General features: G+C 72.5%; 8 protein-coding genes. 3 read left to right on the forward strand and 5 right to left on the reverse strand.

Annotation, left to right across the window (positions count from 1 at the left end; all coding sequences use genetic code 11):
- Window positions 1–77: 77 nt before the first annotated feature.
- Both N4G66_RS13750 and N4G66_RS13755 read right to left on the reverse strand, forming a co-directional pair.
- Window positions 78–1,397 carry a copper amine oxidase gene (locus N4G66_RS13750; RefSeq protein ID WP_261704356.1) on the reverse strand — a complete coding sequence of 440 codons (1,320 nt, stop codon included), beginning with the start codon at window positions 1,395–1,397 and terminating at the stop codon, window positions 78–80.
- Between the two features lie 56 nt (window positions 1,398–1,453).
- A complete protein-coding gene (locus tag N4G66_RS13755) occupies window positions 1,454–2,266 on the reverse strand; it encodes a Tat pathway signal sequence domain protein (RefSeq protein WP_261704357.1) in 813 nt (270 codons plus the stop codon).
- Window positions 2,267–2,444: 178 nt separating this feature from the next.
- Here N4G66_RS13755 and glgX point away from each other — a divergent pair, with 178 nt between their 5' ends.
- Entirely contained in the window at window positions 2,445–4,553 is a 2,109-nt protein-coding gene (glgX, locus tag N4G66_RS13760; protein ID WP_261704358.1) for a glycogen debranching protein GlgX, read from the forward strand.
- A gap of 337 nt (window positions 4,554–4,890) precedes the next feature.
- Complete coding sequence (gene treY, locus N4G66_RS13765; protein WP_261704359.1) at window positions 4,891–7,383, forward strand: malto-oligosyltrehalose synthase; 2,493 nt, start codon at window positions 4,891–4,893, stop codon at window positions 7,381–7,383.
- Here the strand turns inward: treY and N4G66_RS13770 are convergent.
- A complete protein-coding gene (locus N4G66_RS13770; RefSeq protein WP_261704360.1) occupies window positions 7,343–8,437 on the reverse strand; it encodes a cytochrome P450 in 1,095 nt (364 codons plus the stop codon). The genes treY and N4G66_RS13770 overlap by 41 nt on opposite strands.
- Window positions 8,438–9,231: 794 nt before the next feature.
- Between N4G66_RS13770 and N4G66_RS13775 the strand changes: the two genes are divergently transcribed.
- The gene (locus N4G66_RS13775) at window positions 9,232–10,482 is read left to right on the forward strand and encodes a M14 family zinc carboxypeptidase (RefSeq protein WP_261704361.1); all 1,251 of its coding nucleotides are present in this window, start codon (window positions 9,232–9,234) and stop codon (window positions 10,480–10,482) included.
- 1 nt (window position 10,483) lies between these two features.
- On the opposite strand, the gene N4G66_RS13780 is transcribed toward N4G66_RS13775, so the two are convergent.
- Both N4G66_RS13780 and N4G66_RS13785 read right to left on the reverse strand, forming a co-directional pair.
- A complete protein-coding gene (locus tag N4G66_RS13780; protein ID WP_261704362.1) occupies window positions 10,484–10,903 on the reverse strand; it encodes a subtilase-type protease inhibitor in 420 nt (139 codons plus the stop codon).
- Window positions 10,900–12,225 carry a M14 family zinc carboxypeptidase gene (locus N4G66_RS13785; RefSeq protein WP_261704363.1) on the reverse strand — a complete coding sequence of 442 codons (1,326 nt, stop codon included), beginning with the start codon at window positions 12,223–12,225 and terminating at the stop codon, window positions 10,900–10,902. Before N4G66_RS13785 ends, N4G66_RS13780 begins: the two co-directional genes overlap by 4 nt.
- Between the last annotated feature and the right edge of the window lie 238 nt (window positions 12,226–12,463).

A 12,463-nucleotide genomic window follows, 5' to 3' on the forward strand; every position in this document is an offset into this window, starting at 1 on the left:
AGGCCCCAATCAACGATCAAGGAAGGGTACTCCGGGAGCGGCGAGCGGTGCAGCCCGATGCACAGGTCGTTTCTCAACTACCTTGGTTCGACATGCCCGTTCTGGTTCGCCAGCTCCGGCGGAGTGAGCGGATTCATAGCGGTGACGTCACGCGGGGCGATGGAGAATCCCTGCCAGTGGACCGGCATCGGCTGCTGGTCCTCGTCGCGGGCGATGTGGTGGAAACCCACGTTGACCCAGACCACAGGGTTCGTGAGCGTCTGCCCGCCGACCCACTTGTCGACGGATGTGCCGTGTCCGGCACCGCAGTTGCGCAGGTTGTCGCTGGCGAACTGCTCGCACTTGTTGTACTCGGTGAAGTAGACGTCGTGCTTGGTGAAGGAACGGCCGAGGTACTTGGTGGTCGCGCCCGGGACGATCTCGTACGAGCGTGCGTGATTGTCCTTGTTCTTGCCGGAGTTGCTGACGATGCGCCACCAGCGCATGTTCTTGGCGTCGCCGGCGAGTTCCTTGGTGACCTTGGTGACCGTGGTCTTGTTGCTCGGCGCCTGGGCGCCGCGCGCGGGCGGGCTGACCGTGGAGTCGTACTGCTCGACCTTGGCCTTGGACGAGCCGTCCAGGCCGAAGTTGAGCCGCCAGAAGACGTTGTGGCTGTGGCTGGTTGCGTAGTCCTTGGCGCCCTTGCCCAGCGGCCAGCCGCGGCCGTCGCCCGCGTCGTAGTCACCGGGCGAGAGGCTGCCGGTGGCACCGATGTTCATGTTGAGGGTGCCGTCGTCCTGGAACCGCCACTCGGTGATGTACTCGTACCAGCCGACCTTGTTGACGGTGTAGACGAGCAGGTCCTTGCCCTGCTTCTGGAAGACCTTGTTCCCGGTGTCGGCCTCCATCCGGTAGGCGTGGCCGCGTGAACGGGTTGTGGTGCACAGGCCCTTGACGTTCGCGTGCTGCGGGTCCCAGGCGTCGGGGACCTTGACCGTCTTGATGGCGCCGCCGGGGCACTCGGCGGGCACCATGTCGACCAGCCCCTGGCCGAAGCCGGCCCCCGTCAGGTCGCTGTACTCGACCGAGCCGTCGTCGTAGGGCACGTCGATCTGGGCGAGCTTGGCGCTGCTGAGGACCTTGATCGGCTGGGCCTCGCCGGGGGGCTGGTAGGAGATGTTCTCCAGGACGAGCCCGGCCTCGCTCTCGTAGTGCCAGCACATCCGCCAGGTGGTGCCGGTGGCGAGCTTCTGCTCGATCCGGTACGCCGCGCTGCAGTCGGCGGGCGGGGCGGGAGCGGCCTTGGGCTGGGCGACGGCGGCCGGACCCGAGGCGGTCGTCGCGCCGGCGGCCAGGGCGAGCGCCGAAAGGCCCACCGCCGCCCGGCTGCGGGCACGGCTGTTTCTGTTGACGCGCATGAAGAAGCGACTCCTTGCGGAAAGCTGAAAAGGTGGGAAGGAGAGAAGGGCGGCGCTCAGCCGAGCTTGCCGACCTTGCGGGCGCTCAGGTCGATCACCAGGTCACGGCTGTCGATCCAGGGCCCGTTCTTGGCCTTCGGGAAGAGCCGGACGCACCGGTGTTCGCCGCAGGAGGCGAGGACGGCGGGCTGGGCGCCCGGCGTCGCGCGGTAGACCATGCTGTTGAGCACCAGCTGGTCGGGTGAGGTGAGCTCCTTGCCGGTGGCGTCCTTGAAGTCGGCCTTCAGGCCGGCGCCGAGCGGGTCGGCGATCAGCAGCTTGGCGGCCTCGGTCATCTCGTCGCGGCTGATCGGCGGCTGGACGCCGTGCTGGACGCCCGTCCGCTCGACCTTCCCGGTGTCGAGGTTGACGGTCTTGGTGACGAGCGTGTCGTCCTTGTAGTCGTAGAACGTGACGTCCGCGCGGCGCGGCGCGTTCGGGTCGTCCAGTTCGGCCGTCTCGGGTTCGGCGAGGTCGACGCCGACGCGCTGTGGTCCGCGCGCGCCCTCGACGTTCTCACTGGAATTGAAGAGCTGCCGGTTCACCGCGAGCTGTTCGACGCGCTTCATCTCGTCGTCGGTCAGCGGGTCGCGGCCCTTGCCCTTCTCCCCCTCGGCGGGCGCCCGCTCGACGACGCCGGGCCGCACAGCGCCGCCCGGCCCGTCCTGCGCCGCCTGCTGCGCGGTTCCGCCGGCCCCGAGGCCCCCACCCGATTCGTCGGCCCCCGCCGACCCCGGAAGGGTGATACCGATCATCACGGCCGTCCCGGCCACCGCGATGGCCGCACCTGCCACCACCTTGCCCAGATGGCGGTGCACTATCTTGCGCACATTTCCCCCTACTCCCCCTATGCCCTCAGGAGTCGCTTGAGTCCCACTGGTTCGGCATACGAGATATGCCTGGTCGCGGGGTAAGAGGGATGTAAGCCATAGGAGGTTCCATCACTTTCGGGGAGACTCGGCTCGGACTCGCCCCCAGGGGCACGGCACTACTGGAAGAGTCATATCCATGCAGGTCTGGCCTGGCGAGGCGTATCCACTCGGTGCCACGTACGACGGTGCCGGTACCAATTTCGCGGTCTTCTCGGAGGCCGCCGACCGTATTGAGCTGTGTCTGCTGCACGACGACGGCTCGGAGACGGCCGTGGAACTGCGCGAGACCGACGCGTTCGTCCGGCACGCGTACCTGCCCGGCATCATGCCCGGACAGCGGTACGGCTTCCGCGTGCACGGGCGGTACGCGCCCGAGCGCGGGCAGCGAGCCAATTCCGCGAAGCTGCTCCTCGACCCGTACGCGCGTGCGATCGCCGGCTCCGTCACCTGGGGCGAGGAGGTGTACGGCTATCCGTTCGGGTCGCCCGACAAGCGCAACGACCTCGACTCGGCGCCGCACACCATGTCGTCCGTCGTGGTCAACCCGTACTTCGACTGGGGCGACGACCGGCGCCCCCGTACGGAGTACCACCACACGGTGATCTACGAGGCCCACGTGAAGGGCCTCACGATGCAGCATCCGGCACTCCCGGACGAGCTGCGCGGCACGTACGCCGCGCTCGCCCACCCGGCGATCATCGAACACCTGACGGAACTGGGCGTCACGGCACTGGAGCTGATGCCCGTACACCAGTTCGTGAACGACCACCGGCTGGTCGACATGGGCCTCAACAACTACTGGGGCTACAACACGATCGGCTTCTTCGCCCCGCACAACGCGTACGCCTCCTGGGGCGACCGGGGTCAGCAGGTCCTGGAGTTCAAGTCGGCCGTCCGGGCGCTGCACGAGGCCGGCATCGAGGTCATCCTCGACGTGGTCTACAACCACACGGCCGAGGGCAACCACCTGGGCCCGACGCTCTCCTTCAGGGGCCTCGACAACGCCTCGTACTACCGCCTGGCGGACGACCCCCGCTACTACATGGACACCACGGGGACCGGCAACTCGCTCCTGATGCGCTCCCCGCACGTGCTCCAGCTGATCATGGACTCGCTGCGCTACTGGGTCACCGAGATGCACGTGGACGGCTTCCGCTTCGACCTCGCGGCCACCCTGGCGCGGCAGTTCCACGAGGTGGACCGGCTGTCGTCGTTCTTCGACCTCGTCCAGCAGGACCCGGTGGTCTCCCAGGTGAAACTCATCGCCGAGCCCTGGGACGTCGGCGAGGGCGGCTACCAGGTGGGCAACTTCCCGCCCCTGTGGACCGAGTGGAACGGCAAGTACCGCGACACCGTCCGCGACATGTGGCGGGGCGAGCCGCGCACGCTGGCCGAGTTCGCGTCCCGGCTGACCGGCTCGTCCGATCTGTACCAGGACGACGGACGCCGGCCGCTCGCCTCCATCAACTTCGTGACCTGCCACGACGGCTTCACGCTGCACGACCTCGTGTCGTACAACAACAAGCACAACCAGGCCAACGGCGAGGACAACCGCGACGGCGAGAGCCACAACCGGTCCTGGAACTGCGGCGCCGAGGGCGATACGGACGACGAGGGCGTGCTGGCGCTGCGGGGCCGGCAGCAGCGCAACTTCATCGCCACGCTGATGCTCTCCCAGGGCGTGCCCATGCTCAGCCACGGCGACGAGTTCGCGCGCTCCCAGGGCGGCAACAACAACGCGTACTGCCAGGACAGCGAGCTGGCCTGGGTGCCGTGGCCGGAGGACGGCTCCGAACTCCTCGACTTCACGCGCGCGATGGTGTGGCTGCGCAGGGACCATCCCGTCTTCCGACGGCGGCGCTTCTTCCACGGGCGGCCCGTCCAGGGCACCCACGACGAGCTCTCCGACATCGCATGGTTCACCCCGGAGGGCCAGGAGATGACCCAGCGCGACTGGGGATCCGCGCAGGCCCGGGCGCTGTCCGTCTTCCTCAACGGCAACGCGATCTCCGAACCGGGCGCCCGCGGGGAGCGCATCGCCGACGACTCCTTCCTGCTGATGTTCAACGCCTCCCCGAAGTCCCTGGACTTCGTCGTACCGGTCGACCACGGCCGCCAGTGGCAGGTCGTCGTCGACACGTCCCTTCCGGAAGGAGTCGCCCCGGGTACCGGCGCGAAGGTCGAGGCCGGTGACCGGCTGACCCTGGTCGACCGGAGCATGACGGTGCTGCAGCGGCCCGCCTAGGACGGTCCCGTTCCCGGGTCACGCGCGCGTGGGCTTCCGTCGTGGGGCGCACGCGCGCGGGCAGGGGTTTCGTCGACCGTCCCCGACACCGCCGGACCCCGGCCGCGGGGTACGCGGGGTACGCGCGCGGGCGGGTACCGCGAGGTGGGTACGGAGGATCCGTTCCGGTTCGGTGTACGTCCTCGGGCGCGCCGTCGGTGAGGCACGCGAGGCAGCCGGGAGGCGCGAGTGCGCCGGGGGCGCGAAGTCCGGTCGTGCCTCCCGAGCGGGACGCCGTGCGGGCCCATATGTGCGGGCCGATGACAGGAAATCCGGCCGGGCGGGTACGTAAGTCCCCATGACACCTGAGCGTCCCGAACCGGCGATCGCGCACTCGGCCGTCCCCGGCCCGGTGGTTCCCGTCGTGCCGACCGCCACCTACCGGCTCCAGCTCCAGCCGCGGTTCCCCTTCCGCAGTGCCGAGGCGGCCGTGCCGTACCTGGCCTCGCTCGGCGTCTCCCACCTGCACCTGTCCCCCGTCCTGGAGGCCGTCCCCGGCTCGACGCACGGCTACGACGTGGTGGACCACGCGCGCGTGCGGACCGAACTGGGCGGCGAGGAGGGGTTGCGCTCCCTGGCGCGCACCGCGCGGGCGCACGGGCTCGGCCTCGTCGTGGACATCGTGCCGAACCACATGGCCATGGCCCCGCGCCACAACCACGCCCTGTGGGAGGTACTGCGCGAGGGCCCCGATTCGCCGTACGCACGCTGGTTCGACATCGACTGGGACGCCCAGGGCGGCCGGATCCTGCTGCCGGTGCTCGGGGACCGCCTCGGCGCCGAGATCGGCCATCTGAAGGTCGACGGCGGCATACTGCGCTACTACGACCACGTGTTCCCGCTGCGCGAGGGCACCGAGAAGCTGCCGCTGCCCCGGCTCCTCGACGCCCAGTGGTACCGCCCGGCGTGGTGGCGGCTGGCCCGCACCGATCTCAACTACCGGCGCTTCTTCAGCATTTCGGAGCTCATCGGAGTGCGCGTCGAGGACCCCGAGGTGTTCGCCGCGACGCACGCGAAGATTCTGGAGCTTCTCGACGACGGTGTGATCGAGGGACTGCGCGTCGACCACCCGGACGGGCTGGCGGACCCGGACGCGTATCTGCGCCGGCTGCACCAGGCGACCGGAGGCCGCTGGACGGTGGTCGAGAAGATCCTCGCCGACGATGAACCGCTCCCGCCCGCCTGGCCCGTGGCGGGCACCACCGGCTACGACGCGCTGCGGCACGTCGACGGCCTCTTCACGGACGCGGCGGGCGCGAGCCGGCTGCTCGGCCGCTACCGGCGGTTCGCGGGCCCGCAGGCCGACCGGGGCGGCCACTGGGAGAGCACGGTGCGCCGGGCGGCGTACAAGGTGGTCACACACGAACTCGCCGCGGAGGTCGAGCGCCTCACGCGCGAGGTGAGCGCGCTGTGCGCCGCGTCCCCCGACCCCGCCCTGCGCGACCACGCCCCCTGGGCCCTGGGCGCCGCGCTGCGGGAGCTCCTGGTCCGGCTGGAGGTGTACCGGCCCTATCCGTCCACGGACGCGTCCCTGGTGGTCACCGAGCGGGCCGCCGCCGAGGCCAGGACGGCGTTCCGGGTGCCCGAGGAGGCGCATGCCGTGGACGTCGTACGGGATCTGGTGCTCGGGCGCAACGGGGACACCGACGGGCCCGGGGCGGCCGGGTTCCGGGCCCGGTTCGCGCAGACCTCGTCGGCGCTGCGGGCCAAGTCCGTGGAGGACACGGCGTTCTACCGCTATGTGCCGCTGCTGTCCGCGAACGAGGTGGGCGGCGACCCGGGCAGCCCCGCGGTGTCCCCGGAGGACTTCCACGCGTACTGCGCGCGCGTGCAGCGTGACTGGCCCGCCACCGGAACCGTCCTGTCGACCCACGACACGAAACGCAGCGCGGACGTGCGCGCCGCCGTCTCGGTGCTCACCCAGTGCCCGGAAGCCTGGTCCGACGTCCTGGCGGAGGTGGCCCACGAGGGGGCCGGGATGCCCGACCCGCAGGTGGCGTGGGCCGCGTGGCAGACGGTGTTCGGCCTCGGCCCGGCCACCGGCGGGGCCGGGGGCGAGGCCGGGAAGGGAGGCGAGCCGGGGGACGGGGGCGAGGCCTACGCGGAGCGGGTCCGGGACGCCCTGTCGAAGCACATCAGGGAGGCCGGAACACACACCGCCTGGACCGAGCGGGATCCCGCGTACGAGGACGAGGTGGCGGCGTTCGTCACCGACGGACCGTGCGGGCCCCCTGGACGGCGCGTGGCCGCCCTGCGGGCCTCCCTGGCGCCGCATGTGCGGGCGAACGTCCTTGGGGCCGCCCTGGTCCATCTGACGATGCCCGGGGTGCCGGACCTGTACCAGGGAACCGAGGACGAGTACCGGGCACTGGTGGACCCGGACAACCGGGGGGCGTTCGCGCCGCGCGACATGTCCGCGGAGAAGGTGGCGCTCACGGCGGCCGCGCTGCGACTGCGCGCCCGGCGGCCCGGCGTCTTCGGCGACGCGGCGACGTACGCGCCGCTGGCGGCCGAGGGTCCGGGCGCCGGGCACTGTGTGGCGTTCGTGCGGTCGGGAGAGGTGATCACGGCCGTCACCCGGCTGTCGCTGGGGCTGGCCGAGGCCGGCGGCTGGCACGACACCCGTCTCGCGCTCCCCGACGGACGGTGGGCCGATGTGCTCCTGCCCGACTCGCCGGAGCGGGAGTTCACGGGGCACGCGCGCGTGGCGGACCTCTTCGGGAGGTCGCCCGTCGTGCTGCTGGAGCGCGTCAGCGCGGGCACACCGGCAGGGTCCGGGGAGACCGGCTGATCAGACCCTCGGCGCGTGGGCGGGGCCCCGGGGCCCTGCGGAGGTCCGGCAGGACGGCCAGCAGGGCGCGCAGACCGCCCTCCGCCGTCAGCCGGGCCAGCGGCGCGCCCAGGCAGAAGTGCCGTCCCGAGCCGTACGCGAGCTCGCCCGGGTCGGGGCGGAAGGCGTCGTAGCGGTCCGGGTCCGCGAACCGCGCCGGGTCGCGGCCCGCGGACCCGAGCAGACACGCCACGGTCGCACCCTCGGGGATCGGTCCGATCGGTTCGAGCGCCCGGCGCGGCACGATCTGCAGCGGCGGATCGCGGCGCAGCGACTCGGCCCAGGCGCCGCCCGTCAGCTCCGGGCGGGCACGGATCAGCTCCAGCTGGCCCGCATGGTCGAGAAGGTTGGCGAGGAACGACGCCAGCGCGCGTGCGGTCGTCTCGCCGACCGCTCCCAGCACCGTAACGGCCAGGTCCGTCACGGCCTCGTCCGGCAGGGGGCGTCCGCCGGGCCGGGCCGTGCACAGCGCGGACAGCAGATCGTCACCCGGGTGGGCACGGCGGCGGACGATGTGGGGGCGCAGGTAGGCGTCGAGTGCGGGGCGGTGACCGCCGAGGTGGTCGAGTCCCGTACGGCACCAGGCGTGCACGCGCGCGGTGTCCTCGTACGGCAGTCCGAGCGCGGCGACGACCGCGGCGGCGGGCAGCCACTGGCAGAACTCGGCTACGAGATCGGCCTCCTGACGGGACGCCAGGCGGCGGGCGAGGACGTACGCGGTGCGTTCGACGCCCGCTGCCAGGGCGGCAGCCGCGCGGCCCCCGAGCGCCGAGGACACGAGGGCCCGGTACGCACCGTGCGTGCCGTCCTCCCGGCGGGCCGGTGCGGCGGGTCCGGGCGACGGCGCGGCGAGCCGCGGATCCGCGAGCGCGGCACGCACATCGGCGTATCGACTGATCAGCCAGGCGCCGAACGGCTCGTCGTACACCAGGGGGAAGTCTCCGCGCAGGGTGCGGTACAGCGGATGGGGATCGCGCTCGACGCCCGGATCGAGCAGACTCGGCGGAGCGCTCACGCGCGCGGACGCAACACGCGCCGGCGCGTACGGAGCGTCGGACGAGGGACACGACGGCGCGTACGCCGTCACCGGCGAGGGGCACCCCGGCATCGGGGTCGGCGCCGGGCACGCGAGCAGCGGGAACGGAGCGCCCGGTCCTGGCAGGAACGGCCGAGGAACGGCCACCGGCGACGAGCTCGCCGGAGGCATGGACGGCCGACCGGTGGCGGGCGGGCACAGCGGCAGCTCGCCGATGACGGGCGGGGACGGCTCGCCCGTCGAAGGCGGGGACGGCCGCAGGACCACGACGGACGGAGGCAGCTCGCCCCCGGCAGGCGGTGGGGCGTCCGCGACGGACGGGGGCGGGTCGTCGGCCGGTGGGCCCGCGGGTGTCGCCGTCGGGCCGCCTTCGCCGGGAAGGCCGTGAGGACACAGCACCGCGGGCCACCACCTCGGGTCTGCGCGCCGGACCCGCGCGCGGTTGTATCCGAGTCGACCACCGCGCGCCCGGAACCGCAGTTCCCGTACACCCGTACGGGTGAATCGTGTATATCGCCCCGGCCCGCCCGCCCAGGGCGTGCGCGTACGCCGGTCATCCCCTCCCGGGGGCCCGTTCCGAGGCCCCCGGCCGGGTTCTCCGCAGGCCTGCGGGACGCGGTCCGATCCGGAGGGAGCAGCTCGCGCACCCGCCACCGCCCGTTGCCAGGGGAAAGTGCCTCCTGGCGCTGCCCGGAGCCGCTCCGTCGCATCCTTGACAGTTCCCCGAGACCGTGGAGTACTGCCAAAAGCGACGCAGGGCGGACAAGTCGGGGGTGAGTCACCTGCCGGAGTTGCGCTACCCCAGTGTGACCGAAATCGTCTCGTCCGCCTGGGCGTTGGCGGCCCATCGGCCCGACCTGTGCGTCCTCAGACAAGTGGGCGCCTCCCGCGCGGGCAGGCCCCTCCACCTGCTGTCCGTCGGGCACGCCCGGCGCGCGGTCCTCGTCGTGGCCGGGGCCCACGCCAACGAACCGACGGGCGGTTCGACGCTGCTGTCCTTGGCCGAACGCGTGCTGAAACAGAGGGAGTTGCGACGGGACACCTCCTGGCACTTTCTGCTCTGCGCGGACCCCGACGGGGCGAGCCTCCATGTGACGCCCGCACCGCGGACCCTGCTGGAGTACCACCTCGGCTTCTTCCGTCCGGCCGGACCCGAGCAGCCGGAGTGGTCGCCCTCCGTCCTGCCGCCCGACCGGCTGCCGCCGGAGACCCGCGCGCTGACCCGGGTCATCGACGAAGTGCGGCCCTACCTCCAGGTGACGCTGCACGGCACCGATCTCGGTGGCAGCTGGGTGCAGTTGACCAAGGACATCCCGGGTCTCGCGGAGCCGTTCGCCAAGTCCGCGGCGGAGCTGCGCATCCCGGTCGAGACGGCCGCGTCGGATGCCGCGGGCTGGCCCGCCTCCGGGCCCGGGGTGCATGTGATGCCGGCGCCCGGCTCGGACACGGCGTACCCGAGCATGCCGGACGACGCCCGGCACAGCACCTGGTACCACGCACACCGGTACGGCGGTCTGACCGCTGTCGTGGAAGTTCCGATGTGGGCCAGCGAGTTGGTGGACGATCCGGCGCCGCACCCCGACCCCGCGGCGGCGATGCGACGCCTGGCACACCGGCTGCTGGCGGACGCGTACCAGGTGGAGGCGGTGCTCGGACGGGCCCTGCCCCGGCTGCGGGGACCCGACGGGCCCCTTCTGCGGGCCGCGAAATGGGCGCTGGAGCTGGTTCCGGGGCTCGCCGCGGACTGGTCTCAGCCGCCCCCCGTGGACACGACGATGGCGTACGTGGGCAGTGTCGACGCGTTCGGCCGACGGATCCCGCTGCGGGCCGCCTCGATGCTGCTGCGCGTGCTCCGGGAGGCCGACGACCGCGAGGCACCCCACCTCGAACAGCTGGTCGCCGGCTGGAGCGACGCCTTCGCCGAACGCTTCCGCGCACGCTGGGTGCCGCTGGAGAACCAGGTCGAGCACCAGGCCCGCACGGTGGTGGCGGCCGCCCGTCACGCCCGCGACAACGCCGCCTGAGTCAGCTCGACAGGTCGAACACCGCGCCCGTCTCGGCTCCCATCACGCAGGAGTTCGAGAACGCGTGCGTGTAGTCGACCCGGCGGCCGTCCCATACGCCGTACGCCGACGCGGTGACCGGTGCGTAGAGCATCGGGCACATGACGCCGGACCGGCGCGGGATACGGCCGGGGTCGCCCCCGGCGGCGCGGAGTTGCCGGCAGGCCCGCGCCGCGTGGGCGTGGCCCTGGGGCGGGTCGCAGAGCAGCAGGACGCCGCGGATGTCGCTGGAGCGGGCGTCGCCCCGGGTGACGGCGAGGCGGAGCCAGTCGCCGGGCAGGGCGTGTCGGGGTGCCGCGTGGGCTGCCGGGGCAGCGCCCGCCAGGAGGAGCGCGAGCGGGAGGAGCAGGCAGGCGCGGATCGCTCGAAGGGTTTTCGTCATTCCCAGTGCATCGGCACCGTGGCCTGCGCGGTCCAGCCGGAGTCACTCGAACGGGAACTCACGCTCGCGCCGCGCCCGGCGAGTTCGAACGCGGCGAGCACCACGCGCGCCTGGTATTCGACCTGGCGTGCGACGGGTATCCAGCGTGCGCCGCATCCGTCGCGGTAGTCGGCGCACCACGCGTCGATCAGCCGGTCGAGCTCGGGCAGCGCGTCGCACGGGTCCTGCCCGGAGCCGGTGACCAGTTGGTGCAGCAGCCCGGCCGTGCGCAGCGCGACCCGGCGCCCGGCGAGGCGCAGGGCTGTCAGACGGGCGGTGTCGAGCGACGGCAGGGCGCGCGTGCCGGCGTCCCGCACGTCGGGGTCCCAGGCGTCGGCGAGTCCGGGGCCGACCAGTAAATAGTCGTCGACGGGCGCGAGCAGACAGGTCACGTCCGGCGAGCTGCCGAGGCCGGGCCGGACCCGGGCCAGGATGTCTTCCAGGACCGCCGTGTCGTGCCTCAGCGTGCGGCTGACGGAACGCAGCTCCGCGTCGGGATCGGCGGGGCGCGCCGGGTCCTCGACGGCGCCGACACCCCACATGGGTGCCTCGACGATCGCGGTGACCGTGCCGTGCGGCTGCGGGTGGAACCAGGTGGAATCGACCGCGGCCTCCGTGATGGCGGCGGCCAGGTCTCCTCTGCGTGGCGGCGGGACGCGGTAGACGGCGGGCCCGAGCGTCGGCCAGTACAGGGTGTCGTACGGGCCGAGTTCGCGCGGGATGCCGAGGCGGGCCGCGCTGTGCGCGACGCGCTGGGCGAGGCCGGGCAGGTCGCGGGTCAGCTCGACGAAGGCGCCGCCCACGTCGACGCCGTGCAGGGAGCACTGGAGGAACGGCCTCAGTTCGTCCTGGAGGCCGAGCAGGACGCGGGTCTCCGGCAGGACGGCGGCGTCCGCGCCCTCGGGCAACCATTCGGGCTGTTCCAGGAAGCCGGGCCGGAAGAAGTGCCGGAAGTAGTGGCCGAGCGTGTAAGGGCCGCGGAGCCAGGCCTCGTTGCGGCGTGAGCCGTCGGGGTCGAGGCAGAGCAGCAGGTTCCAGGTGGCGTCCGCACCCTCGGTCAGCCGGGGGTCGGCGAGCGCCCGTTCGGCCAGCCGCAGGACCGTGGCGCCGCCCACGGGTTCGTTGGCGTGCGGTCCGGCGACGACGAGGACCTGACGGCTGCCGTGTCCGACGGACAGGAGCAGCATCGGTGTGCCCGCCCGGGAGGTGCCCACGCGGCGCAGCCGGGCGCTGTCGGGGCGCCGGGCGACGAGCGCGGCGGCACGGACGCCGAGTTCGTCCACGGTCGGGTAGCGGCGGAGGGGCGGCAGAGCACACCTCCACTCGGACGGCGCCGTCGGTTCACCTGATGTGCATGACGTACACACAGTCAGTCACGGCTGAGGGGGTACGTCAACACCGCGGGACGCGACGGATGTTGCGGGGATCGACGGGCGAACCCGGGGCCGGGGACCGGTCACCGGACATGCCGGGGCTCCTCGGCCGTGCCCCACGCCCGGACTCCTCGGCCGTGCCGCGCCG

Source organism: Streptomyces rhizosphaerihabitans (assembly GCF_025399795.1).
GTDB classification, from domain to species: Bacteria; Actinomycetota; Actinomycetes; order Streptomycetales; family Streptomycetaceae; genus Streptomyces; species Streptomyces rhizosphaerihabitans.